Source organism: Streptomyces sp. NPDC018019 (assembly GCF_044327805.1).
Classification (GTDB): Bacteria; Actinomycetota; Actinomycetes; order Streptomycetales; family Streptomycetaceae; genus Streptomyces.
Window position 1 is genome coordinate 51,773 of the sequence record NZ_JBIRGD010000029.1, and the last position, 24,452, is coordinate 76,224.

23 protein-coding genes are annotated in these 24,452 nt (G+C 73.2%); 9 read left to right on the forward strand and 14 right to left on the reverse strand.

Translation table 11 applies throughout. The features are described from left to right. Window positions 1–5: 5 nt before the first annotated feature. Window positions 6–485, reverse strand: coding sequence for an STAS domain-containing protein (locus tag ACH4FX_RS34790; protein ID WP_398485451.1), 480 nt, complete (start codon window positions 483–485; stop codon window positions 6–8). A gap of 471 nt (window positions 486–956) precedes the next feature. Continuing rightward, complete coding sequence (locus ACH4FX_RS34795) at window positions 957–2,324, reverse strand: SLC13 family permease (protein WP_398485452.1); 1,368 nt, start codon at window positions 2,322–2,324, stop codon at window positions 957–959. 221 nt (window positions 2,325–2,545) lie between these two features. Between ACH4FX_RS34795 and ACH4FX_RS34800 the strand changes: the two genes are divergently transcribed. Both ACH4FX_RS34800 and ACH4FX_RS34805 read left to right on the forward strand, forming a co-directional pair. Further along, window positions 2,546–3,112 carry a GNAT family N-acetyltransferase gene (locus ACH4FX_RS34800; RefSeq protein ID WP_398485453.1) on the forward strand — a complete coding sequence of 189 codons (567 nt, stop codon included), beginning with the start codon at window positions 2,546–2,548 and terminating at the stop codon, window positions 3,110–3,112. A 179-nt stretch (window positions 3,113–3,291) separates the two neighbouring features. Then, on the forward strand, window positions 3,292–4,647 hold the full coding sequence (locus tag ACH4FX_RS34805) for an NAD(P)/FAD-dependent oxidoreductase (protein ID WP_398485454.1): 1,356 nt from the start codon (window positions 3,292–3,294) through the stop codon (window positions 4,645–4,647). A 43-nt stretch (window positions 4,648–4,690) separates the two neighbouring features. Here the strand turns inward: ACH4FX_RS34805 and ACH4FX_RS34810 are convergent, their stop codons facing one another. After that, window positions 4,691–5,107, reverse strand: coding sequence for an ArsR/SmtB family transcription factor (locus ACH4FX_RS34810; protein ID WP_398485455.1), 417 nt, complete (start codon window positions 5,105–5,107; stop codon window positions 4,691–4,693). A 93-nt stretch (window positions 5,108–5,200) separates the two neighbouring features. Here ACH4FX_RS34810 and ACH4FX_RS34815 point away from each other — a divergent pair, with 93 nt between their 5' ends. The 4 genes from ACH4FX_RS34815 to lnt all read left to right on the forward strand — a co-directional run bounded on the left by ACH4FX_RS34815 (window position 5,201) and on the right by lnt (window position 11,838). Next, on the forward strand, window positions 5,201–7,240 hold the full coding sequence (locus ACH4FX_RS34815; protein ID WP_398485456.1) for a heavy metal translocating P-type ATPase: 2,040 nt from the start codon (window positions 5,201–5,203) through the stop codon (window positions 7,238–7,240). A gap of 353 nt (window positions 7,241–7,593) precedes the next feature. After that, window positions 7,594–9,510 (forward strand): ABC transporter ATP-binding protein, encoded by a 1,917-nt coding sequence (locus tag ACH4FX_RS34820; protein WP_398485457.1) that lies wholly within the window; start codon window positions 7,594–7,596, stop codon window positions 9,508–9,510. 175 nt (window positions 9,511–9,685) lie between these two features. Further along, complete coding sequence (locus ACH4FX_RS34825; RefSeq protein ID WP_398485458.1) at window positions 9,686–10,183, forward strand: nuclear transport factor 2 family protein; 498 nt, start codon at window positions 9,686–9,688, stop codon at window positions 10,181–10,183. 83 nt (window positions 10,184–10,266) lie between these two features. Beyond that, a complete protein-coding gene (gene lnt, locus ACH4FX_RS34830) occupies window positions 10,267–11,838 on the forward strand; it encodes an apolipoprotein N-acyltransferase (RefSeq protein WP_398485459.1) in 1,572 nt (523 codons plus the stop codon). Window positions 11,839–11,868: 30 nt separating this feature from the next. Here lnt and ACH4FX_RS34835 read toward each other — a convergent pair whose 3' ends face one another. From ACH4FX_RS34835 to ACH4FX_RS34845, 3 genes are all read right to left on the reverse strand, one after another. Next, window positions 11,869–12,774 carry a Gfo/Idh/MocA family protein gene (locus tag ACH4FX_RS34835; protein WP_398485460.1) on the reverse strand — a complete coding sequence of 302 codons (906 nt, stop codon included), beginning with the start codon at window positions 12,772–12,774 and terminating at the stop codon, window positions 11,869–11,871. 118 nt (window positions 12,775–12,892) lie between these two features. Then, window positions 12,893–14,062: an FAD-dependent monooxygenase gene (locus tag ACH4FX_RS34840; RefSeq protein ID WP_398485461.1), complete on the reverse strand. Its 1,170-nt coding sequence runs from the start codon at window positions 14,060–14,062 to the stop codon at window positions 12,893–12,895. Further along, window positions 14,059–14,361 carry an FAD-dependent oxidoreductase gene (locus tag ACH4FX_RS34845; protein ID WP_398485462.1) on the reverse strand — a complete coding sequence of 101 codons (303 nt, stop codon included), beginning with the start codon at window positions 14,359–14,361 and terminating at the stop codon, window positions 14,059–14,061. Before ACH4FX_RS34845 ends, ACH4FX_RS34840 begins: the two co-directional genes overlap by 4 nt. 137 nt (window positions 14,362–14,498) lie before the next feature. Between ACH4FX_RS34845 and ACH4FX_RS34850 the strand changes: the two genes are divergently transcribed. Both ACH4FX_RS34850 and ACH4FX_RS34855 read left to right on the forward strand, forming a co-directional pair. Then, entirely contained in the window at window positions 14,499–15,110 is a 612-nt protein-coding gene (locus ACH4FX_RS34850) for a TetR/AcrR family transcriptional regulator (RefSeq protein ID WP_398485463.1), read from the forward strand. Between the two features lie 55 nt (window positions 15,111–15,165). Further along, window positions 15,166–15,675: a hypothetical protein gene (locus ACH4FX_RS34855; protein WP_398485464.1), complete on the forward strand. Its 510-nt coding sequence runs from the start codon at window positions 15,166–15,168 to the stop codon at window positions 15,673–15,675. Window positions 15,676–16,069: 394 nt separating this feature from the next. Here the strand turns inward: ACH4FX_RS34855 and ACH4FX_RS34860 are convergent, their stop codons facing one another. The 8 genes from ACH4FX_RS34860 to ACH4FX_RS34895 all read right to left on the reverse strand — a co-directional run bounded on the left by ACH4FX_RS34860 (window position 16,070) and on the right by ACH4FX_RS34895 (window position 23,320). Beyond that, on the reverse strand, window positions 16,070–16,804 hold the full coding sequence (locus tag ACH4FX_RS34860) for a hypothetical protein (protein ID WP_398485465.1): 735 nt from the start codon (window positions 16,802–16,804) through the stop codon (window positions 16,070–16,072). 110 nt (window positions 16,805–16,914) lie between these two features. Then, on the reverse strand, window positions 16,915–17,592 hold the full coding sequence (locus tag ACH4FX_RS34865; RefSeq protein ID WP_398485466.1) for a uracil-DNA glycosylase: 678 nt from the start codon (window positions 17,590–17,592) through the stop codon (window positions 16,915–16,917). A 100-nt stretch (window positions 17,593–17,692) separates the two neighbouring features. Then, window positions 17,693–18,658: an aldo/keto reductase gene (locus tag ACH4FX_RS34870; protein ID WP_398485467.1), complete on the reverse strand. Its 966-nt coding sequence runs from the start codon at window positions 18,656–18,658 to the stop codon at window positions 17,693–17,695. Between the two features lie 208 nt (window positions 18,659–18,866). Next, window positions 18,867–19,637, reverse strand: coding sequence for an SDR family oxidoreductase (locus ACH4FX_RS34875; RefSeq protein ID WP_398485468.1), 771 nt, complete (start codon window positions 19,635–19,637; stop codon window positions 18,867–18,869). Window positions 19,638–19,654: 17 nt separating this feature from the next. Continuing rightward, window positions 19,655–20,416, reverse strand: a complete 762-nt coding sequence (gene fabG / locus ACH4FX_RS34880; protein ID WP_398485469.1) for a 3-oxoacyl-ACP reductase FabG — start codon at window positions 20,414–20,416, stop codon at window positions 19,655–19,657. 240 nt (window positions 20,417–20,656) lie between these two features. Beyond that, window positions 20,657–21,052 carry a DUF3037 domain-containing protein gene (locus ACH4FX_RS34885; RefSeq protein ID WP_398485470.1) on the reverse strand — a complete coding sequence of 132 codons (396 nt, stop codon included), beginning with the start codon at window positions 21,050–21,052 and terminating at the stop codon, window positions 20,657–20,659. Next, window positions 21,049–21,873 (reverse strand): HipA family kinase, encoded by an 825-nt coding sequence (locus ACH4FX_RS34890; protein WP_398485471.1) that lies wholly within the window; start codon window positions 21,871–21,873, stop codon window positions 21,049–21,051. The genes ACH4FX_RS34885 and ACH4FX_RS34890 overlap by 4 nt, the downstream gene beginning before the upstream one ends. Before the next feature lie 376 nt (window positions 21,874–22,249). After that, on the reverse strand, window positions 22,250–23,320 hold the full coding sequence (locus ACH4FX_RS34895; protein ID WP_398485499.1) for an NADH:flavin oxidoreductase/NADH oxidase: 1,071 nt from the start codon (window positions 23,318–23,320) through the stop codon (window positions 22,250–22,252). Window positions 23,321–23,472: 152 nt separating this feature from the next. Here ACH4FX_RS34895 and ACH4FX_RS34900 point away from each other — a divergent pair, with 152 nt between their 5' ends. After that, entirely contained in the window at window positions 23,473–23,829 is a 357-nt protein-coding gene (locus ACH4FX_RS34900; RefSeq protein ID WP_398485472.1) for an ArsR/SmtB family transcription factor, read from the forward strand. The last annotated feature ends 623 nt before the right edge of the window (window positions 23,830–24,452 follow it).

Genomic DNA, 24,452 nt, shown 5'->3' on the forward strand with positions numbered 1-24,452 from the left:
GCGGGTCAGGCGACGGTGCTGTCCGCGGAGGCGCCCGGAGCGGCCCGGCGCCCGGCTTCCTCGGGGTGCGGGCGCGTACAGGGGCAGCCGTCGTCCGTCGGGTTCCCGGCGCCGGGCTCCCCGGTGGGCCCGAAATACGCGTCCGCGCCCAGGCCGAGGCAGAGGTCGAAGGCGGACAGCAGGCCGGTCAGCCGCAGCAGGCGCAGCACGCTCGGGCTCTCGGCGACACCGGCCAGGCGCAGCCGGCCCGCCTTGGCCTCCGTACGCCGCCTGGTGCGGCACAGCATCGAGAGGCCGCAGCAGTCGATGAACGTCACATGCCGCAGGTCGAGCACGAGGTCGGGCCGGTGCGCACCGGTGATCTCGTCGAGCCGCGTGCGCAACCCGGTCGCCGCGAGAATGTCCACTTCTCCGCTCAGCTCCACCACCGTGGTCGCGCCCACCACACGCTCCCGGCTCGCGAAACTCCACCCCTGGTTCACCATGGCCGTCCCCACCTTCGTACCCGGGCGCGGGACGCCGTCGTGCGCCGTCGGCGGAGACGTACGGAAGTTGGGGGACTCGCCCGGTCACGGCCCGGGCGGCGACGACCACCGTCGGCGTGCGGCATCCGCGCGTGCCAGCCTCCGGCGGGGTCCGGGTCGTCGGCTGTGCCCTCACGTGTCTACGGCTTACCCGCTGGCAGCGGCCTCAGTCCGGACGGCACATACGTAGAGAAGTTGTCTCGAACTCATGCCCCGCGGCCGGTCGGTGGACGCTTCTTCCTCTGCGTCCCGCGCATGTGACGGCGGACCCGGCACCCGGCATGTGCCCGCTGAACCGGTCATCGGGCGGAAAGGGCCGCGGCGCGGCGGCGGCCGGGGCATGAAGGACCGGTTTCGCGCGGCCTCCACTCCTGAGTGTCGGCCGAACGGCCGGGCGATTTCCGGACACTACTGGTCCGGCGTCGTCCGGCCCTACACACCGATGAGCTGCAACGCCCCCCACAGCGCCAGCGTCGACAGAACCAGCCCCGCCGGGACGGTCAGCAGGCCGAGCCGGGTGAAGGTGCCCAGGTCCGGCGCGTTGCCGCGGCCCTGGAGGATGCGCCGCCACAGGAGCGTGGCCAGCGAGCCGACGTAGGTCAGGTTCGGGCCGAGGTTCACGCCGATCAGCACCGCGAGCACGGGACCGGCGCCGCCGTGCGCCGCGACCGGCAGCAGCGCCAGGACCGCGGGCAGATTGTTGATGACGTTGGCGAGGAGCGCGGCGAACGCGGCCACGCCGAGCAGCGCGGGCAGCGAGGCGCCCGCGGGCAGCAGCCGGTCGACGGCGTGGCCGAGGCCGTTGTCCACGACCGCCTCCACCACGATGCCCAGGGCCAGCACGAAGAGGCAGAAGTACGGTTTGGCCGCTCCCACGATGCCGGTCACGGTGGTCTCCCGGCGCGCGAGCGCGCGTATCCCGAGGACCAGTATGCCGGCCAGCGCCGCCCAGGCGGGATTCAGCCCGGCGAACGAGGTCACCACGAATCCCGCGAGGGTGAGCGAGAGGACCACGAGCGCGAAGACGGGCAGCGGCGGGGCGGGGGCCGGAGCCGGGTCCGGGACCGGGTTCGGCGACGCCGCGCGGCCGTCCACGCGCGGCTCCTGCGCGGCTCCTCCCCCGCTTGCGGCCCCGCGCGGCTCCCCCGCGGCTCCTCCCCCGTCACCGCCTCCGGCGTCCGCCGCCAGTTCCGCCCCGAAGAACCGCCGGAACACCAGGTACTCGAAGAGCACCGCCACCACCCACGGCAGCGCCATCAGGGCCGCGAACCGCGTGAAGGACAGCCCCGCCGCGCCGAGCGCCAGCAGGTTGGTGAGGTTGGAGACGGGCAACAGCAGCGAGGCGGAGTTCGCCAGGTGGGCGCAGGCGTACAGGTGCGGCCGGGCGCGGGCACCGGCGTGCGCGGCGGTGGCCATGATCACTGGCGTCAGCAGCACCACCGTCGCGTCCAGACTGAGCACGGCGGTGACCGCCGCGGCGAGCACGAAGACGCCGGCCAGCAGGAGCCGGGGCCGCCCCGCGCAGCGCCGTGCCAGGGCCGCGCCGGCCGCCTCGAAGAGCCCTTCCCGTGCGCACAGGTGGGCCAGCACCAGGACGGCGGCCAGGAAGCCGACGACCGGCAGCAGGGTGTGCACCTGACGCCAGGCGGCGGCCGGCGACACCGCGCCGGCCAGCACGAGCAGGCCCGCCGCCGGTACGGCCACCACCGCCTCGGGGGCGCCTCCCGGCCTCCGTACGGCGAAGACGAGGACGCAGACCAGCAGCAGGAGGGAGAGGATCTCGGCAACGGCGGTACTCACCCCCGCAAACTACAAGGGGCCGTTCCGCAACCCGATATCGCCCCACTTAGGGTGGATTCGTACCACCCTGCATGCGTACCGCCCCGCACTCATCCCACCCCGCCTTAGCGTCACCCCGCATGTGCCGCTCGGCATGCGGCCCCGGCACCCCGCCGACCCTTCGCCCCCTCGCAGCCCGCCCCCTCCCAACAGCCGCCCCTCCTCCGAAAGGAGCCCCGGCCATGCCGACACCGGCCGAGCACGATTCCGGGATCACCCTGCACCCGCTGCGGCCCGCGCACCTTCCGGCCGTGCTGGAGCTGGGCGACCGGGTGTACGACACCGACGCGATGCCGTACACCGCCTGGTCGCTGACCGCCGTCGCCACCCACCTCGACGCATCCGTACCCGCCTGCCGGGTGGCCATGGCCGGTGACCGGCTCGCCGGGTTCGTGCTCGGCTCGATGACCTTCGAACAGCGCGAGGACTGGGGTTACCTGGAGTGGATCGCGGTGGACCCGGACTTCCAGGGGCGCGGGGTGGCCGGCCGGCTGGTCCAGGACTGCTGCGCCGTGCTGACCGGGGCGGGCGCCTCGTCCGTGGTCACCGACGTGGAGGTGACCAACACGGCGTCGGCCGCGCTGATGCGCCGCAACGGTTTCACCGAAGGCGTCACCGTCACCCTGTTCGTACGGCCCGGCACCGGCTCGGCCCCGCACCGCGGCGGCATCTCCCTCCCCCACTTCGCCCGCACCGGCCGCCCCCGCCCCACCCACCGCGCCACCGACGGGCCGGGACGGCACGCCTAGGCGGCGCTCCGCGGGCGGCGGCCGCGCCGGCCCCTCGGAGGTTCCTGCCCGGCCGACCGGCCCCGCCCCGGTTTCACCCGGTCGCAGGAAGCACCCGGCGGGCGCGGTGGCGGGCCGCGCCGCCGCGTGCCAGCGTGGCCGGGAGCCGACACAGCTGCCGACAGAGGCGAGGACGCGTCATGGAACGACCCAGAGTCCTGATCGTGGGCGGCGGCTTCGCCGGAGTGGAGTGCGCGCGGGGCCTGGAGCACGGCCTGTCCGCCGAGACGGCCGAGATCGTGCTGGTCACGCCCAACAACTACGAGCTGTACCTGCCGCTGCTGCCGCACGTCGCCGCCGGCGTGGTCACCCCGCAGTCGATCGCCCCCTCCCTGCGCCGCATCCTGCGCCGGACGCGCCTGGTGCCCGGCGGGGTCATCGGCATCGACACCGCGGCGAAGGTCTGCGTCGTACGGCTGATCACGGGTGAGATCACCGACGTCCGCTACGACCGCCTGGTGCTGACGCCGGGCAGCATCACCCGTACGTTCGACATCCCCGGGCTGACGGAGCACGCCCGGGGCATGAAGACGCTGGCCGAGGCGGCGTACATCCGGGACCACGTCATCGCCCAGCTCGACATCGCCGCCGCCTCCACGGACCCGGACGAGCGGGCGGCGCGGCTCCAGTTCGTCGTCGTGGGCGGCGGGTACGCGGGCACGGAGACCGTCGCGTACCTCCAGCGGCTGACCAACGCGGCCGTCCGGCGCTACCCGCGCCTGGACCCGACACAGATCAAGTGGCACCTCATCGACATCGCGCCGAAGCTGATGCCCGAACTGGGCGAGCGGCTCGGGCAGAAGGCGCTGGAGCTGATGCGGCGGCGCGGCACGGAGGTGTCGCTCGGCGTCTCGGTCGCCGAGGTCACCGAGGACACCGTGGAGTTCACGGACGGGCGGGTGCTGCCGTGCCGGACGCTGATCTGGACCGCGGGCGTGGCGGCCAGTCCGCTCATCGGCACCCTCGGGGCGGAGACCGTACGGGGCCGGCTCGTCGTCGATGCCGATCTGACCGTACCGGGCATGCCGGACGTGCTGGCCTGCGGTGACGCCGCGGCCGTACCGGACCTGACGAAGGGCGCGGGCGCGGTCTGCCCGCCCACCGCGCAGCACGCCCAGCGGCAGGGCAAGCAGGCCGCCCGCAACATCATCGCCGGGCTGCGCGGGGCGCCGCTGACGCCGTACCGGCACAAGGACCTCGGTCTGGTCGTGGACCTCGGCGGCATCGACGCGGTGTCCAAGCCGCTGGGGTACGAGCTGACCGGGCTGCCCGCCCAGGTGGCGGCGCGCGGCTACCACCTGCTGGCGCTGCGCACCGGCGTCGCCAGGTTCCGTACCGTCGCGAACTGGCTGATCAACGCCACCGCCGGGGACGACTTCGTACGGACCGGCTTCCAGGCCGAGAAGCCCGCGACGCTGCGCGACTTCGAGCGCACGGATGTGTATCTGTCGCCGGAGGACGTACGGGAGCGGCTGGCGGCGCACGGAACCGGCTGAGCGCGGGAGCGCACGCCGGGCAGATCGGTGGCGAGGGGGCGGGTCAGCGGCTGACGCGCCCCTCCCCGGCCCCGGTTCCGGAGCCGTCCGCCTCCTCGGCCTCCGCCGCGTCCGGCAGGTCGCGCGCGCCGAGCCGCAGGTGCTCGATGTGGTAGACGGCCTCGTCGAGGAGCTGGGCGACGTGGTTGTCGTAGAGGCTGTAGACGATCCGGCGGCCCCGGCGGGATCCGGTGACCAGGCCGAGCGCCCGCAGCAGCCGCAGCTGGTGGGAGACCGCGGACTGCTCCATGCCGACCGCGTCGGCCAGCTCGCCCACCGGGCAGGGCCCCTGCCGCAGCCGGGTGAGGATCATCAGCCGCGACGGCGTGGCCAGCGCCTGGAGGGTGGCGGCGATGGTCGCGGCGGCGTCCGCGTCCAGATGCGCTGCCGGTGTGGTCCTGCCGTCGACTCCGTGTCCCATGCGCCTCATCGTATCTTCGGCAATACTTGAAGACGTCTTCATGTGTTCGGTTATGGTGTGCGGGTCCCGCCCCCTCCCCGCCCCGAGGTACCGATGACGTCCACGTCCAGTCACGGCCGTACCCACCTGCCACCGGCCGCCCCGGCCGACGCCCCCGTCCCCGCCCCCGGTCCGGTCTCCCCGCCTCCCCCGCCCCGCCCGCGCCGCGGCCGGCTCCTCGCCCTGCCCGAGGTGCGCTGGGCCGCCCTCGCCGCGCTCACCTTCCTCCTGGCCTTCCCCCTCGACCTGATGGGCGCCCCGGCCTGGACATGGGGGCCGCTGTACGCGGTGTGTTACGCGGCGGGCGGCTGGGAGCCCGGCCTCGCGGGCCTCCAGGCGCTGCGCGAACGGACCCTGGACGTCGATCTGCTGATGGTCGTGGCGGCGGTCGGCGCGGCGGCGATCGGGCAGTACCTGGACGGCGGCCTGCTGATCGTGATCTTCGCGGTCTCCGGCGCGCTGGAAGCCCTGGCCACCCGGCGCACCGAGGACTCCGTGCGCGGCCTGCTCGACCTCGCGCCGTCCACCGCCGTACGGCTGACGACGGACGGCCGGGAGGAGACCGTCGAGGCCGCCGCGCTGCGGGTGGGCGAGACCGTGTTCGTCCGCCCCGGGGAGCGGCTGCCCGCCGACGGCACGGTGCTGGCCGGCGCGAGCGAAGTGGACCAGGCAACCATCACCGGTGAGCCGCTGCCGGTGGACAAGGCCGCGGGCGACGAGGTGTTCGCCGGGACACTGAACGGCACCGGCGCGCTGCGGGTACGGGTCGGCAAGGACGCCTCCGAGTCGGCGATCGCCCGGATCGTGGCGATGGTCGAGGAGGCGGGCCGGACCAAGGCGCGCACCCAGGTCCTCATCGAGAAGGTGGAGCAGCGGTACTCCACCGCGGTGGTGCTGGTGACCCTGGCGCTCGTCATCCTGCCGCCGGTCTTCGGCGCGGACTTCACCACGTCCCTGCTGCGGGCGATGACCTTCATGATCGTGGCGTCGCCGTGCGCGGTCGTCCTGGCCACCATGCCGCCGCTGCTGTCCGCGATCGCCACCGCCGGGCGGCACGGCGTCCTGGTCAAGTCGGCCGTGGCGATGGAACGGCTGGGGGCCGTGACGCGGGTCGCGATGGACAAGACGGGCACCCTCACCGAGGGCGCGCCGCGGGTCGCCGGAGTGCGCGCGCTGGGCGGCGCGGACGAGCGGCAGGCGCTCGCGCTCGCCGCCGCGGCGGAGCTGCCCAGCGAGCATCCCCTCGCCCGCGCCGTGGTCGCCGCCGCGCGGGAGCGTGGTCTGCGGGTGTCCGGCGCGGACGGATTCACGTCTGTGCCGGGCCGGGGCGTACGCGCCGTGGTGGAGGGGAGCGTCGTACAGGTCGGCAGCCCGGTGGCGCTCCTGAGCGCGGAGGCGCCGGGAAGCACCGACGGGCTCGCGGAAGAACTGTGGCGCGAGGCGCGCGCGGGCGCGGAGGAGGTGGCCGCCGCCGGTCACACGGCGGTGGCCGTGCTGGCGGACGCCCGGCCCGTCGCCGTACTGGCCGTGACCGACCGGCTGCGCCCCGGCGCTCCCGCGGCCGTGTCCCGCCTGCACCGCCTGACCGGCACCGGAGTGACCCTGCTGACCGGTGACAACGCGCGCGCCGCCGCCCGTACCGCCGAGGAGTGCGCCATCACGGACGTGCGGGCAGGCCTGCTGCCGCAGGACAAGGTGACCGCGGTACGCGCCTGGCAGGACGGCGGGGAAAAGGTGCTGGTGGTGGGCGACGGTGTGAACGACGCGCCCGCGCTGGCAGCCGCGCACAGCGGCGTCGCCATGGGCCGGGTGGGCTCCGACCTGGCGCTGGAGACGGCCGACGCGGTGGTGGTGCGCGACGAGACCGGGGCAGTGCCCACCGTCGTCGCCCTCTCGCGCCGGGCCCGCCGGCTGGTGGTGCAGAACCTGGTCATCGCCTCCGTGTGCATCGGCGCGCTGGTCACCTGGGACCTGGCCGGGCACCTGCCGCTGCCGCTGGGCGTGCTCGGGCACGAGGGCTCGACCGTCCTGGTCGGACTCAACGGGCTGCGACTGCTGCGCGCCGCGGCCTGGCGCCGGGCCGCGGACGCCTGACGAGTGCTCACGCCCGGCGTACGCCGATTCGTACGCCGGTCCGAAGATCGGTCTGTACGCCGGTCCGTACGCCGGGCGCGCACACCACCGGGCGCGCTGCCGGCCGCCGCGCCATCGGGCACCATGCCGTCGGGGCACCACGCCACCCGGCCACACCGCCCCGCCCGGCCACACCGCCCGCCCCAACCAGCCGCACTGTCCCCGGCGTCCCGGCCCCTCCCGGCCCGCCCGGCGCGCCGGCACGGGAATCAGTTGACCTCAACATTGGTTGAGGTCATAGCTTCTGGCATGTCGCCGGGCACCACGGCCCGCGAACGTTTCCCGTGCCGACCACGCTGCCCCGGAGGACCGCGATGGACATGGAAGTCACCGCCTGGCACTCGCTGCACAGCACCATGAACGCGCAGCAGGACCGGCGCCCGTTCTCCCGTACGACGCTGCGGCGCATCGCCGCCTTCGCACGGCCGCACCGCCGCCCGCTGGCCTGGTTCCTGGTGCTGAGCACGGTGACCGCGGTGCTCGCGGTGGTCACCCCGCTGCTCGCCGGCCGGGTGGTGAACAGCATCGTGGGCGGCGCGGCGGCCGACACCGTCCTCGGGCTCTCCGGGCTGATCGCCGTCATCGCGGTGGCGGAGGCGGGCCTGGGCCTGCTGACCCGCTGGCTGTCCGCGAGCCTCGGCGAGGGGCTGATCCTCGACCTGCGGACCACCGTCTACGACCACGTGCAGCGGATGCCGGTCGCCTTCTTCACCCGTACCCGTACGGGCGCCTTGGTCAGCCGGCTGAACAACGATGTGATCGGCGCCCAGCGGGCGTTCAGCGACACGCTGTCCAGTGTGGTCGGCAACATCGTGACGCTGCTGCTGACGCTCGCGGTGATGATGAGCCTGTCCTGGCAGATCACGCTGGCCGCGCTGGTGCTGCTGCCGGTGTTCGTGCTGCCCGCGCGCCGGGTCGGCCGGCAGCTGGCCGGGCTGCGGCGGGAGGCGGCCGACCACAACGCCGCGATGGGCACGCAGATGACCGAACGGTTCTCCGCCCCGGGCGCCACCCTCATCAAGCTGTTCGGCCGCCCGGCCCACGAGTCGGCGGAGTTCGCCGCGCGGGCCCGGCGGGTGCGAGACATCGGGGTCCGCACCGCCATGGTCCAGACGTACTTCGTCACCGCGCTCACCCTCGTCTCCGCCCTCGCACTGGCCGTCGTCTACGGCCTCGGCGGCTTCCTGGCGCTGCGTGGCCACCTCGAAGCGGGCTCCATCGTCTCGCTGGCCCTGCTGCTGACCCGGCTGTACGCACCGCTGACAGCGCTGTCGGGGGCGCACACCGAGGTGATGAGCGCGCTGGTCAGCTTCGAGCGGGTCTTCGAGGTGCTGGACCTCAAGCCGCTGATCGAGCAGAAGCCGGACGCCCGCGCGGTGCCGGACGGCCCGGTCTCGGTGGAGTTCGACTCCGTGCGCTTCGGCTACCCGTCCGCCGACAAGGTCTCCCTGGCCTCCCTCGAAGAGGTGGCGACCCTGGACACCCGAGGCGGCGCCGAGGTGCTGCACGACGTCTCCTTCCGGGCCGAACCGGGCCAGATGGTCGCCCTGGTCGGCTCCTCGGGCGCCGGCAAGTCGACGATCGCGCAGCTGCTGCCGCGGCTGTACGACGCGGACACCGGCGCGGTACGGATCGGCGGCGTGGACGTACGCGACCTGACGGCCGACTCGATCCGCGACACCCTCGGCATGGTGACCCAGGACGGTCACCTCTTCCACGACACCATCCGCGAGAACCTGCGGCTGGCCCGGCCTGATGCGGGCGAGGACGAACTGTGGGACGCGCTGCGCCGCGCCCGGCTGGACGGCCTGATCGCCGCGCTGCCGGACGGCCTGGACACGGTGGTCGGCGAGCGCGGCTACCGGCTCTCCGGCGGCGAACGGCAGCGGCTGACCATCGCCCGCCTCCTGCTGGCCCGGCCGCGCGTGGTGATCTTGGACGAGGCCACCGCCCACCTGGACAACACCTCCGAGGCGGCGGTGCAGGAGGCCCTGGCCGAGGCCCTGGAGGGCCGTACGTCCGTGGTCATCGCCCACCGGCTGACCACCGTACGGGCCGCCGACCTGATCCTGGTGGTCGAGGACGGCCGGATCGTGGAGCGTGGCACGCACGACGCGCTGCTCGCGGCGGGCGGGCGGTACGAAGAGCTGTACCGCACGCAGTTCGCAGACGCGGAGACCTCCCGAGACCGGGCCCTACACGAGGCGGCGGAGCCGACCTCCGTACGCTGACCCGCCCGCCACGGCCCCGCGCCGCCGCCCCGCGCCCGAAGGTCCCCACCGCCCGGTGGGGGGCCTTCGGGTGTCGCGAGGCCCCCGACCGCCTCCCCCGTTCGGCCCGGCCCGCCCGTACCGCCGACACGCCCCGGCCCTTGGCGCGGGTCCCGGCATGCCGAACACTGAGGCGATGACCCAGCGCGTGGAGCACACCACTGTCATGGACCGCCTCGCCATCGACGATCTGGTCACCGGCTACGCGATCGCCGTGGACGACGGCGACTGGGCCGCCTACCGGGCCCTGTTCGCCCCCGAGGGGCGCGCCGACTACCGCTCGGCGGGCGGCATCGCGGGCGACATCGACGCCGTCGCGGACTGGCTGGCCGAGATGCTGCGGCGGTTCCCCGTACGCCAGCACCTGATCGTCAACCGGCGCATCGGCATCGAGCTGCGCGACGGCGGCGCGCCCGGCGACACGGCCACCGTGCAGGCCGACTACCTCAATCCGATGCACCTCGCGGGCCCGCACGACGCGCCGCCCGGGCAGGCCGCGGGCGCCTCGGCCGCCCCCAACCACACGTGCGCCGGCCGCTACGTCTTCGCCGCCCGCCGCGCCGCCGACGGATGGCGGCTGACCGAGGTCGTCGTCCACGAAAAGTGGCGCCAGCTGGTTCCGGCACAAGCCTGAGGGGGCACCAGCTGACCATGATCGGCCGACGCGCGCACACTGGATGCAGCGATCCCCAGGAGAAGCCCGAGGGAGGAGGCGGCATGCGGGTGCCGGCCGGCCGGTGGGAGGGGTGGCTCGCGTCGCCCTGGACGCGCGGCGCCACCGCGGTCGCGGCCGGCGCGCTGCCCGCGCTCGCGTTCCCGGCGCCCGCCCTGTGGTGGCTGGCCTACGTCGCCCTCGTCCCGTGGATCCTGCTGGCGCGCTCGGCCCGTACGAACCGCAGGGCGGTGCTGGACGGCTGGCTGGGCGGCGCCGGCTTCATGCTGGCGGTGCACCACTGGCTGCTGCCGAGCCTGCACGTGTTCATCCTCGTGCTGGCCGCGCTGCTCGGCCTGTTGTGGGCGCCCTGGGGCCTGCTCGTACGGGCGCTGCTGCACGGCACGCCGCGCGCGGCCCGGTGCGCGGCGTCCCTCGTCCTCGTGCCGTCCGGGTGGCTGATGGTCGAACTGGTCAGGTCCTGGGAGTACTTGGGCGGGCCCTGGGGCCTGCTGGGCGCCAGCCAGTGGCAGGTACCGCCCGCCCTGCGGCTCGCCTCGATCGGCGGAGTGTGGCTGCTGAGCCTGCTCATCGTGGCGGTGAACACCGCGCTCGCCGTGCTCGTGGCGGTGCCGCGGGCCCGTGTCCCGGCCGTGGCGGGCCTCCTCGTGTGCGCGGTCGGCGGCGGCGCGGCGTGGCTGTGGGCGCCGGTGCCGCGAGCGGCGGGCTCGGTACGGATCGGCGTCGTCCAGCCGGGCGAGGTCGCGGGCGCCGACGCGCGGATAGCGCGCGGTGAGACGCTGACCCGTTCGCTGGCCGGGCGCGGCGTCCAGCTCGTGGTCTGGGGCGAGAGCAGCGTCAACCGCGACCTGACCCAAAACCCGGCCATGGCGGCCCGGCTCGCCGCGCTCTCCCGGGACGTGGGCGCCGCTCTCCTGGTGAACGTCGACGGTCGGCACGCCGGACAGCCCGGCATCTACAAGAGCTCCGTCCTGGTCGGCGCGCACGGCGCGACCGGCGACCGCTACGACAAGATGCGCCTGGTCCCGTTCGGCGAGTACATCCCGCTGCGCTCCGTACTGGGCTGGGCGACGCACGTCGGCAAGGCCGCCGACCAGAACCGGATGCGCGGCACCCGGCAGGTGCTGATGCCGGTCGGCTCGGCGGGCGGACTCCGCGTGGGGCCGCTGGTCTGCTTCGAGTCGGCGTTCCCCGACATGAGCCGCCAACTGGTACGCGACGGCGCACAGCTGCTGGTCGCGCAGTCCTCCACCTCGACCTTCCAGGACAGCTGGGCGCCCGCACAGCACGCCTCGCTGGCCGCGCTGCGGGCCGCCGAGACCTGGCGGCCGATGGCACACGCCACGCTGACCGGGGTCAGCGCGGTGTACGGGCCGCGGGGCGAGCCGGTGGGCGGCCGGCTCGGCACCGAGCGGGGGGCCGCGGCCGTGTACGACGTGCCGCTGGCCGAGGGCATGAGCCCATACGTGCGCCTGGGCGACTGGGCCCTGTACGGGGCGATGCTGGCGCTCGGGGCGTACGTGGTGGTGGCGGGGGCGCGGGCGCTGCGGTCCCGGCGGGGGACGCACGGGCCGGGACGGAACCGGCGGAAGTCCTGTGCGTCCTCAGGCGCGTGACGCCACCTGCGCCCCCTCAGGTACGCGACCTCACCCCACCTGCGCCAGCGCCTCGTCGACCACCCGCTCGCACAGCTCATGCGTACGCAGCGCGTCCTCGGCCGAGACGTGGCGGCCCGCCCGCACGTCGTCCAGGAAGGCCAGCACGATCTGCTCGATGCCGCGCTGCCGGGCCACCGGCACCCAGTCGCCGCGCCGCCGCACGCTCGGCTGCCCCTTGTGGTCGATGACCTCGGCGAGGTTGACGACCTGGCGCTTGGTGTCCTGACCGGACACGTCGAGGATCTCTTCCGCGGAACCGCTGAGCCGGTTCATGCTGCCGATGGCGCTGAAACCGTCGCCGGACAGGTGCAGCACCACATGGTGCATCAGTCCGTCCCGGATCTTCGCCCGTACGTCGACGTGCTCGACGGTGCCGGGCGCCAGGAACCGCAGCGTGTCGACCACGTGGATGAAGTCGTCCAGGACCAGCGTCCGGGGGTCCTCCGGCAGGCCGATCCGGTTCTTCTGCATCAGGATCAGGTCGCGGGGGTGCTCCAGGCACTGCGCGTACCCCGGCGCGTACCGGCGGTTGAATCCGACCGCCAGGCTGACGCCGCGCTCCTCGGCGAGCCGTACGACGCGCTCGGTGTCCGCCAGTTCGTACGCGATCGGCTTGTCCACGTAGACCGGCACCCCGGCCTCGACGAGACGGGTGACGATCTCCGGATGCGCGGTGGTGGGCGCGTGCACGAACGCCGCGTCCAGCCCGGCGGCGAGCAGCCCGTCGAGGTCGGTGTGGCACCGGTCGGCGGGCAGGCGGTACACGCCGGCGACCCGCTCCAGGGTGGCCGGCGTACGGGTCTGGAGGTGCAGCTCGACACCGGGCTGCGCGCCGAGCACCGGCAGGTACGCCTTCTGTGCGATGTCGCCGAGTCCGATGCAGCCGACCTTCACGAGTAACTCCCTGGGTTGTGGCGCCGCACCGGACGATCTGCCCGGCCGGCCCGGTGCGCCGACCGTGCCGATGGGGCCGCCGGCTCCGGCGCGTGCCGTCGGCCCTGTGACGCGCCGGTCAGCGCGCCGAGTGCGCCGGTGGTGCGCCGGGCGCCCCGGAAGCATACGCGCCGCCCGGGGGCCGCCAGTCGGCGATGCCGTCGAGCGGGCGCAGCGCGAGGTCCGGCGCGAACCGCGCGGTGCAGGCGACGGCGGCCCCGCGCAGCAGGACGGCGGGCACGGACCGCCAGGTGCTGAGGCGGCCGACGCGCTCCGACCGGCGCACGACGTCCGTCGTCCGCGGCAGCCGCTCCCGCGAGTACGCGTCGAGCGCCGCCGCCAGGCCGTCCCGGTCCGACGCGACGCGATGCGCCAGCACGATCGCGTCCTCGATCGCCTGGCAGCCGCCCTGGCCCAGGTTGGGCGTCATCGGGTGCACGGCGTCACCGAGCAGGGCGACCCGGCCACGGCGGCAGGCGGGCAGCGGCCGGGCCTGCGTGCGGACGTCGTGGCGCAGGATGGCAGCCGGGTCGGCGGCGGCCAGGATCTCGGGCACGGGATGGTGCCAGTCGCCGAACCGGCGCAGCAGCTCGCACCGTTCGTCGTCGGGCGCGCGGCCCCCGGGCGGTACGACCGCGGTGGCGTAGGCGTACACCCGGCCGTCGTGCAGCGGCACACTCCCCCACACTCCGCCGCGCCCCCACGTCTCGTGCGCCGCGAACGGGCGGCGGAGCGCCGGGACGACGAGGCGCCAGCTGGTGAACCCGGCGTAACGGGGCTCGGGGTGACCGGAAAAGAGCACGCGGCGGGTGGCGGAGTGGATGCCGTCGGCGGCCACGACGAGGTCGGCGGTGAGGTGGCGGGGGGTGGGGGTGGGCTCGGTGGCGGCGGATGCGGTATGCGCGGTTCCCGCGGAGCCCGCGGAGGCGGACTCGGCGGGCGCGGATCCGGCGGATGGGGTTTCGGCGGGTGGAAATCCGACGGATGGGGTTTCGGCGGGTGGAAATCCGACGGATGGGGTTTCGGCGGGTGGAAATCCGACGGATGGGGTTTCGGCGGGTGGGGCTTCGGCGGGTGGGGCTTCGGCGGGCGCGAAGTCGGCGGGTGGCAGCAGGCGTACCCGGGCCGGGCGGTCCGGCCGCATGGGGTCGCCCGGGTCGGCCACCTCGGCGGGCGCGCCGGTCCGTACGGCCCCCTCGGGCAGCCGCCCGGCGAGCAGGGCGACCAGCTCCGCACGGTGGGCGATCACGACGGGTCCGCCGAAGCGCCGTACGGCCGCGGCGTTGTCCGTACGGGCCAGCCGACGGCCGCGCGGGTGCGGACCTCGCCCTCGGTCTGCCGGCCGGCCATGGCCCGTACGGCGTCCCCCACGCCGATCGTGTCCAGCGCGCGCTGGGCGTTGGGGGCCAGGGCGATACCGGCCCCGACCGGTTCGAGCGAGGCGGCCCGTTCCAGGACGGTGACCTCCCACCCCTGCCGGTGCAGGGCGACGGCGGCGGTGAGTCCACCGATTCCGCCGCCGATGACGATCGCTGTGCGCTGCTGCATGAGCCCTCCCGTGGCACCGGGCGGTCCAGGGGTACGGCGGCACACCGGACCAGCCGCCCACCACCCTGACTACGCCTGTAGTTCCACGCTACTACACGTCCACTACAGCAGTAGTCGGGGCGGTAGGCTCACCTGCCATGACCAGCCATTCCGCGCCCCGCCACGAACGCGTCGCCGACGCCGCCCTGTCCCTGCTCGCCGAGCGCGGACTGCGCGGACTCACCCACCGGGCCGTCGACGAGGCCGCCGGACTGCCGCAGGGCTCCACCTCGAACCTCGCGCGCACCCGCGCGGCCCTGCTGGAAACGGCGGTACGGCGGCTGGCCGAACGGGAGGCGGCCGTCCTCACGCCCCACGAGTTGCCGGACGCGGCGGACGGCGGACCGGCAGCGCTCGCCGAGACCCTGGCCCTCGCCCTGCACCGTTCACTGACCCGCCACCGGGACCTGGTCGTCGCCCGGTACGAACTGGCCCTGGAGGCCACCCGGCGCCCCGAGCTGCGCGCGTACTACGACCGGGCCGGGCAGCGGTTCCGCGAACCGCTGGTGGCGATGCTGGCGGCAGCCGGGTCCGCCACCCCCGAACGGCACGCCCTGAACGTCATCGCCTGGTGTGACGGCATCCTCTTCTCCTGCATCGCCGGACAGTTCCACGCGACGACGCCGACCCTCACGGAACTCCGCACCGGTTTCGGGGAGTTGCTCGCCGGTCTGCTCGGCCACGACCGATCCGGGTCAACGCCGATCTGATCGTTCACTCCTACGGGGCATTCACAAACGGCGCGGTGATCGGCAGAGTTGGCCAGTGTTCCGTATTTCCGCAGCGGCGGCTCTCGCGGTGACGACGGCCGCGGTCGCCACCGGATGTGTCACCGTCGCCCATCGCCCGGCCCCCGAGAGCCTTCTGCCGCGCCCCGCGCTGCCCGCCCCGTCCGTCGAGCCCAACGGCCCGGAGATCACCCAGTCCCCGCGCCGCGAGGAGCCTAGGACGCTGCCGTCCGGGCCGGGTGCGCGGCGTTCCGCACCGGCCGGGTCCACCTCCCCCGGCGGTCGGCGTGCGGAGCAGCCGCGACCGGAACCGGCCGGGAAGAACCGGGCGAAGAAACCGGGGGCGGGCCCGGAATCCCGGGGCAAGCCGAAGCCCGGAGCGGGGACCGGGTCCGGGTCCCGCCGGTTCGGACCGCCCTGGCAGCGCACCAAGGACCGCCGCCCGGCCGCCCCGGCCCCCGGCCTGTGCGCACTGGCCCGGGAATACGGACGCTGGCAGGGCGACGACCACACCGAAGCCCTCTGCCGCCACGTCTACGGAGACTGACCCCCCACACCATCGACACAGCTGCCGCTACCGCCATCACCGTTGCCCTCGGCACCCTTGCCGACACCGACACCGCCGTTGCCCTCAGCACTGCCACTGCCGACACCGACAACGCCGTTGCCCTCAGCACTGCCACTGCCGACACCGACAACGCCGCCATCAGCACTGCCACTGCCCTAGATACCGCGGTCGCCCTCGATACAGCCGTTGCCCTCGGCCCGCCCTCCACCGACGCCCCGGCCTCCATCGACAGCGTCCCCCGTCACACCAGCACCGTACGCATCACTGGCATCGTCCGTATCCCCGTTGCCCTCGGCGCCATCGTGGCCATCAGCCCGCCCTCCACCGATGGCCCTCCCTCGACCGGCGGCCCGGCCACCACCGTCGGCCCGCGCTAACCGTCGGCTCGCGCTCCACCGTCAGTACCGCCTGTGTCATCAGCCTCGTCTGTGTCATCAACATCGCCTGTGCCGACAGCACTACCCGTGGCGACAGCATCCCCCACCGCACCGGCGCCGCACGGCCCATCGCCGTCCCCCGCGCCGCCGACCCCCCTCGCCCCGTTCGCCTCCTTAGCCTCACTCACCTCCTCGCCCCCACCTACCTTCCCACCCCCGCTCGCCTCCCTCACCCCACCCGTACGGTCCGCCCCGGCGTCTCCCCCGCCTCCGTCGGCCACCCGTCCCCTCAGCCGCTCGATCGCCTGTCGTACGTCCCGGCCGTATGCGTCGTCGCCCAGCACGGTCGCCGTCTCGTGGGCCCGGGCGAGCTGGGCGCGGGCCTCGGCCGGCCGGCCGAGGGCGGCGTAGTCGGCGGCGAGGCTCAGGTGCAGCGACGGCAGCAGCGCCGCCACCGCCGGTACCGAACGGCGCGGCAGGTGCCGCTGCGCCGTTTCGAGCGCCCGGAGGTCCCAGCGCAGTTCGTCGGCCGGGTCGTCCTGCGTATCGGCGAGGTAGTGGGCCAGCGTGCAGCGGTGGAACGGATCGCCGTCCGGCCCGACCTCGGCCCACAGCTGCGCCAGGCGGTTGCGGGCCTCCTCCCGGTCGCCGGCCCGGTGCAGCATGACCGCCTGCCCGATGCGGGTCGGGATGCCGCCGCCGACCGCCTCCTCCGCACGCTGCTCGTCCACGCCGCACACTCCCGCGCTCGCCCGCCGCCCCGCACGGCCTGCCTTCCCCCGACGCTAACCGGCGACGGGCGGTGCCGCGCGGCGTGCGCGGCGCTCCGCGGCCTCCCGGATCAGCCCAGGTCGGGAATGCGCCAGTCGATCGGGGTGTGGCCCTGCGCGGCGACCGCCTCGTTTATCCGGGTGAAGGGCCGCGACCCGAAGAACTTCTTCGCCGACAGCGGTGACGGGTGCGCGCCCTCCACCACCGCGTGCCGCTCCGTGTCGATCAGCGGCAGCTTCTTCTTCGCGTAGTTGCCCCAGAGCACGAACACCGCCGGGTCCGGCCGGGAGGCCACGGCCTTTATCACCGCGTCGGTGAACTTCTCCCAGCCCTTGCCCTTGTGGGAGTTGGCCTCGCCCGCCCGCACCGTCAGCACCGCGTTCAGCAGCAGCACGCCCTGCCGGGCCCAGGGCATCAAGTAGCCGTTGTCCGGGACCGGGTGACCCAGTTCCTCCTTCATCTCCTTGTAGATGTTGCGCAGCGACGGCGGCGTCCGGACGCCGGGCCGCACGGAGAAGCACAGCCCGTGCCCCTGGCCCTCGCCGTGGTACGGGTCCTGCCCCAGGATCAGCACCTTCACCTGGTCGTACGGGGTGGCGTCGAGGGCCGCGAAGACCTCCTCGCGGGGCGGGTAGACCGGCCCCTTGGCCCGCTCCTGCTCGACGAACTCGGTGAGCTCCTTGAAGTAGGGCTTCTCCAGCTCCTCTCCGAGGACGCCGCGCCAGGACTCGGGCAGCATGTCGGTCATCACTGAACAACCTCCGGTGTGCGATCCGTTCTCGACAACGAACTTACCGGCGACCACTGACAACGCCCGCACGCCCGCCCACCGCCCGCCCCGCACCCGCTCACACCGTGTCGAGCCGCGCCCGCTGCACCGCGTCCAGTTGCAGGTCCAGCGCCGCCAGGCACTCGTCCAGCTGTGTCACCGAACTCACACCGAGGACGGGGACGACCGGCACCCGGCCTCCCATCAGCCAGGTCAGCACCACCTGGTTCACGGTGGCCCTGGCCTCCGCCGCGACCTCCCGGACGACGCGCAGCCGTGGCACCGACCCGGGGTGGTCGTACCGGTCCGGCAGCGGCTGCTCCGGCCGCGCGTACGCGCCGTGCATCAGCGTCGAGTACCCGAGCAGCGTCAGGTCCTCGTGCGCCTCGGCGTAATCGAGCAGTTCCTCGTCGGTCTCCCGCTGGAGCCCGGAGTCGGCGCCGTACCTCGGCCGCAGGTAGGTGTGCCGCTGCTGGACGGCGCGGTAACCGGGCAGGCCCTGCGCCTCAGCGATGCGGCGGGCCTCGGCGAGCCGCCACGTGGCATGGTTGCTGGCTCCGAGCAGGCCCACCGAGCCGTCCTGCACCAGGCCCGCCAGCGCCCCGACGGTCTCCTCCAGCGGTACGCCCCGGTCCTCGACGTGCGCGTAGTACAGGTCCACCCGGTCCGTGCCGAGCCGGCGCAGACTGCCGTCGATCCCGGCGCGTACGGCCTTCTCCCCCAGGCCCTCCAGGTTGGCGGGCCACTCGGGTCCGCGGGACGGGTCGGGACGCGCGCCGACCTTGGTCGCCAGTACCGTATGGTCCCTGGCGCCCCGGCTTTGCAGCCAGCGCCCGATCAGCAGCTCGCTCTCGTCGCCGGTCGCGCCCGGCACCCAGCAGGCGTAGTTGTTGGCGGTGTCCAGGAAGGTGCCGCCCGCCTCGGCGAAGCGGTCGAGGATGGCGTACGACGTCTTCTCGTCGACGGTGGTGCCGAACGGCAGGGCGCCCAGGCACACGGCGCTGACCGTGGGCCCCCGGCCGCCGTCGAGTGTGCGGTACCGCATGGCGGTCTCCTTCGCGGCGTCGCGTCACGGGTTCCGTACCGGCCCGTGACAGGTGTGGCGCCGGCCCTGTCCGGACCGGCACCACAGACCCTGCCTCTTGGAGTACGCGCGAACGCAAGCCGTCGAGCGATCCCGTACGCGGCGCGCACCACGCCCACGCGGGGCGCGCGCCACCCACCACGCGCTGCCCGCGTACGCGGTTCCGTCCTCAGACGCCCGCGTTGAGGAACAGCCCGCCGTCCACCTGGAGCGTCTGTCCCGTGATCCAGCCGGCCGCGTCGGACAGCAGGAACGCCGCGGCGCCTCCGATGTCCTCCGGGACACCGAGGCGCCCCATCGGGTAACGTGCGGCGGCCTCCTCCTCGCGGTTCTCGTACAGCGCGGCCGCGAACTTGGTCTTGACGACCGCCGGAGCGATGGAGTTGACCCGTACCCCCGGCGCGAACTCGTGCGCGAGCTGGAGCGTCAGGTTGATCATCGCGGCCTTGCTCATGCCGTACGCGCCGATGAAGGGCGAGGCGGAGACGCCCGCGATGGAGGCGATGTTGACGATCGCGCCGCCGTTGTCCTTCTGCCACGCGTGCCAGGTGCGCTGCGCGAAGCCCAGCGCGGAGACGACGTTGGTCTCGAACACCTTGCGGGCGACGTTCAGGTCGAGGTCCGCGACCGGGCCGAAGACCGGGTTCGTACCGGCGTTGTTGACCAGGTAGTCGACACGGCCGAACGCCTCCATGGCCCGCTCGACGGCGACACCCTGGTGGGCCTCGTCGTGGGCCTTGCCCGCGACGCCGATGACACGGTCGGCGCCCAGCGTCTCGACGGCCTCCTTGAGGGCGTCCTCGTTGCGGCCGGTGATGCAGACCTTGTCGCCGCGGGCCACCAGCGCCTTGGCGATGCCGTACCCGATGCCCCGGCTGGCGCCGGTGACCAGCGCCGCCTTGCCGGAGAACGCGGGCAGCGGCTTGTCCTGTGCGGTCATGTCCGTAACCTCCGGCGTCAGTTGAGCGGGCCGCCGGCCACGTACAGGACCTGACCGGAGACAAAACCGGCCGCCTCGCCCGTGAAGAAGGCGATGGCGTTGGCGATGTCCTCGGGCTTGCCGACGCGCTGCACCGGGATCTGGGTGGCGGCAGCGGCCTGGAAGTCCTCGAAGCCCATGCCGACGCGCTCGGCGGTGGCGGCGGTCATGTCCGTGACGATGAACCCGGGCGCGACGGCGTTGGCGGTGACGCCGAACTTGCCGAGTTCGATGGCGAGGGTCTTGGTGAAGCCCTGGAGGCCGGCCTTGGCGGCCGAGTAGTTGACCTGCCCGCGGTTGCCGAGCGCCGAGCTGGAGGAGAGGTTGACGATCCGGCCGAACTTGGCGTCCACCATGTGCTTCTGACAGGCGCGCGACATCAGGAACGCGCCCCGCAGATGCACGTTCATGACCGTGTCCCAGTCGCTGTCGCTCATCTTGAACAGCAGGTTGTCCCGGAGGACGCCCGCGTTGTTGACGAGAACGGTCGGCGCGCCCAGCTCCGCCGCGACCCGCGCGACCGCCGCCTCCACCTGCTCCGCGTCCGAGACGTCACAGCCGACGGCCAGCGCCCGGCCGCCCGCCGACGTGATCTTCTCGACGGTGTCCTTGCAGGCCGCCTCGTCGAGGTCGAGAACGGCCACGGCACGGCCCTCGGCGGCCAGGCGTACCGCGGTGGCCGCGCCGATGCCGCGGGCCGCGCCCGTCACGATGGCTACGCGCTGCTCGGTGGTGGACATGCAGGGTTCTCCTCACCCTCGAAACCTCGATGAGCGGTCCGCCGCACCGCAACCACGGGTGAGCAACCGCTTAGTAGCTTCAGCAGGGCTGACGCTAGAAGCCCGGCCACCCCCTGTCAACGCCTCCCCGGCACTCCGCCGCACTTCAGGACGGCCGCCGCCCCGTTCGCGCCGACGGCCCGCGGCGACCGGACCACCGTTCGGGGCCGCCGCCCCCGTACGGACCGACGGCCGCTCCACTCACCTCACCAGCAGGTCGAGCAGCCGTTCCGCCTCGATCGTCGGGTCGGCGGTCAGCCCGGTGTGCACCGGGCCGGGCTGGACGACGGTGCTGCGCGGCGCGATCAGCCACCGGAAGCGCCGCCCGGCATCGTCGCCCGCAGCCTGCCCGGCACGCTCGCCGCCCACACAGATCCCCTCGACGGCACGCAGCGCCGCCTTGACCCCTTCGACGTCGGCCGTCGCGTCGAGCGCCCGCAGCCGGCCCTCGTCCAGATACGTACGCGCCTCGACGAAGCGCCGGGCGCGGCAGTACACGACCACACCCGCGTTGATCATCTCCCCGCGTTCGACCCGTGGCACGACCTTGAGCAGGGCGTACTCGAACACGTCACGTCCGTTGTGCAGGCCGCTCACTTCACTGCCCTCCGCGGCAACTCGGTCGCCAGCCAGCCCGGTACCCGGGAGGGCCCGTCCTTCGTACGTTCCCCGACGGTGATCCGGTCACCGATCACCGCGGCACGGCCCAGCAGCGCCCGTACGTAGGCGCGGCGCAGCTCGTCCGGCGAGTCGAAGCCGGGCTCGTCCACCAGCCACTCGTCCGGTACGGCGGCGGCGACCTCGGTCAGCAGCTCCTCGGTGACCAGCGGCGCGAACTCGGCCGCCGCAGCCGCCAGATCCGGCCCGAAGGTCGCCAGTACGTGGTCGGAGGCGTCGTACGGCTTGGCCGCGGACTTCTCGGCGGTGGGCCAGTTGTGGTGCCAGATCATCGTGGCACCGTGGTCGATCAGCCACAGCTGGCCGTGCCAGACCAGCAGGTTCGGGTTGCGCCACGAGCGGTCCACGTTGTTGATCAGCGCGTCGAACCACACGACCCGCCCCGCCTCACGCGCCGACACCTCGAAGGCCAGCGGATCGAACCCGAGCGACCCCGGCAGATAGTCCATCCCCAGGTTCAGGCCCCCGCTGGCCTTCAGCAGCTCCTGCACCTCCTGGTCGGGCTCACTCAGCCCGATCACCGGATCGAGCTGCATCCGCACCAACTCCGGCACCCGCAACCCGAGCCGCCGCCCCAACTCCCCGCAAATAACCTCGGCTACCAGAGTCTTACGCCCCTGTCCCGCCCCGGTGAACTTCATGACATACGTACCGAGATCGTCGGCCTCGACGATCCCCGGAAGCGACCCGCCCTCACGCAAGGGCGTGACATAGCGGGTCGCGATGACTTCGGACAACATGCGGATCAGGCTACTTCCTGGGCTTCGTCGCAGGTCAGCGGCGGATGGATGATTCAGCGGGCCAGTATCGATGCAACTATATCGATACAATCGCATCATCCTCCACCGAGCGTGATCACCGAGCGCTAGCGGCCCGGCCACCTGGCCAGGGTCACCGCCGAACTCGCCGTCCTCAGGGCCACTGACGCGTACGAATGCCTCAGCATGCAAGCCGCCCCGGCGCTTCCACACACAAGTGGTGTACGTGTTCACCGCGACGGCATGCCGAGCCTGGTCGCGAGCAGCAGCAGAACCGTCTTCGGGCAACCCCTCTCGCTCAGCGCTCGCAGGTGGGCGCTTGGCCGATGCGCCGGTCTCCGGCAGCGCGGGCCACGCCTCAGAATGCGCGGTGGTATTGCCTGGGCCATGAACGGCGCGGCTCCGCGTCGAGTGCGCGCAGTGCCCAGTAAGGGTCGCGCAGCATCGCCCTGCCGACGAGGACGGCGTCCACGAGCTCCGGGACCGCTTCGTCGAGATGGCGGGCTTCGGTGATCAGGCCGGAGGTCGCGGTGAGAATTCCCGTCTTGCGAAACTGCGGGCCGTACTGGGCGTTGTACAGGGGTTCGTTGATGCGGAGGGCATCCGGAGACAACGCACCGGAGCTGATGTCGATCATGTCGACGCCTTCCTCGCGCATCCGGGTTGCGAGGAGGATCGCCTCATCCGTCGTGAGGCCGCCCGCCAGCAGGTCCGTGGCAGGCATACGGACGATGACCGGCTTGTCCTCCGGCCATCCCGCGCGAACGGCCTTCACCATTTCGAGGGGGAACCGCATCCGCCGCTCCAGGTCACCACCCCATTCGTCGGTGCGGTGGTTGGCCAGGGGCGAGAGGAACTCGTGGAACAGGTACCCGTTCGCCCCGTGCAGTTCGACGGCCTCGTAGCCTGCGCGGTGGGCGTTGCGGGAGGCCCGCTCGATGTCCTCCAGTACCCGGGTTCCGTCCTTCGTGGTCATCTCGGTGGGGACGGCCAGGCCGGCGAAAGGAATCGGTGAGGGGGCGAGCGGCTGCCATCCGCCGTCGTGCGGTCCTATGTAATGGCGGGTCCCGGTGTTGTCCCACGGCACACCGTGGGAGCTCTTGCGGCCCGCGGCCCCGAGCTGGATCGCCGGCACCGATCCGATGGACTTGATGGCCGCGGCCAGTCGCCGGTGGCCTTTCACCTGCCGCTCGGTCCAGAGTCCGAGATCGCGCTTCGTGGTGCGCATATCGGGGGCGACGCCGGTGCATTCGACCATCACCATGCCCACGCCGCCCGCCGCCCTGGCCCCGTAATGGGCGATGTGCCAGTCGGTCGGGGCGCCGAACTCGTCGGCGGAGAATTGACCCATCGGCGAGAGCCATACCCGGTTGGGCAACGACAGCTCCCTGAGGCGGAGTGGCGTCCAGGCCGTGGATACCGTGCTCATGGGCTGCACCTTCCTGCCAGCGCCTGCGCATCCGCTCTCCGCGGCATGGCGACCCTGGCGGTGGAAACGATGCTGCGCGATCCCGCGCAGCGGGTCACTCGCCAACGTACATCGAAGTTCATCGAACTTCGAAATGGCGGTATGCTGTCCCCATGCCGCGGCAGCCCGAACACCCTGACCTGCAAGACATCCAGTTGGCGCGATTGTTCTCCGCGCTGGGCGATCCCGCCCGGTTGCGCATCATGGCCGTACTCGCCGACCGTGCCGAGCATCAGCGCGAGGACTTCACCGTGGATGTGGCGCCCTCCACCCTCAGCCACCACATGAAGATCCTTCGGGAGGCCGGGCTGACCCGGCACCGGTTCGAGGGCACCCGCTGTTTCGTCTCCCTGCGCGCCGACACCCTCGACCGCTTCTCCACCGTCTTGAACAGCACCTTGGAGTTCGTCGCGACCGGCGAGGAAGAGTCCGCGGCGCCCCCGCCACATCGACGACTGGCCCGCGACTGAGCCGGGCGCCGGCACTGGTCAGATATGCGGGCCCATCCACCACGAGGATGCGCACGGGAACTGGCTCGACCGGATGGCGCTCCCTACCGAGTCGCACAGCGCTCCCGGGCCCTGGCCATGCCCCCGGCCGCGAAGGCTGACGCCTCCCCCCGAACCTGCCCCGATCGGCGGCCGGCTCCTCGCCGATGCGTTCGACGGTGAGCAGTTGCTCGACCAGCGTGGTGCGTTCGCGCTGTCGATAACCGGCTTCCGCCCCACGCCTTGTAACTGGTCATACCAGTTACGTGGTCTCCTTCGCGGCCAAGGGGCTGACGCTGCACTCCCACACCGGCGCCGCCTACCGGTTCGATCCCGGCGCGCTGGGCCTGAAACTACCGACCACTCTCCGAAGCCGAAGTGGCCGACGCACGCAGACTGCGCGACGCACGCAGACTGCGCGACGCGCTGTTCCGCGAGGTCATCGCCCATACACGCGCCGACCGGGAAACGGCAGCGGGCCGCAGCCTCCAAGGGCACATACCTGGTGGCCACCGTCGCCCGGGACGCCGTTGAACTGCTCACCCCCCCCCATCGCTCACCGCATCCGCACCTGCGCCGCCGAGGACTGCCACCTCATCCACGTC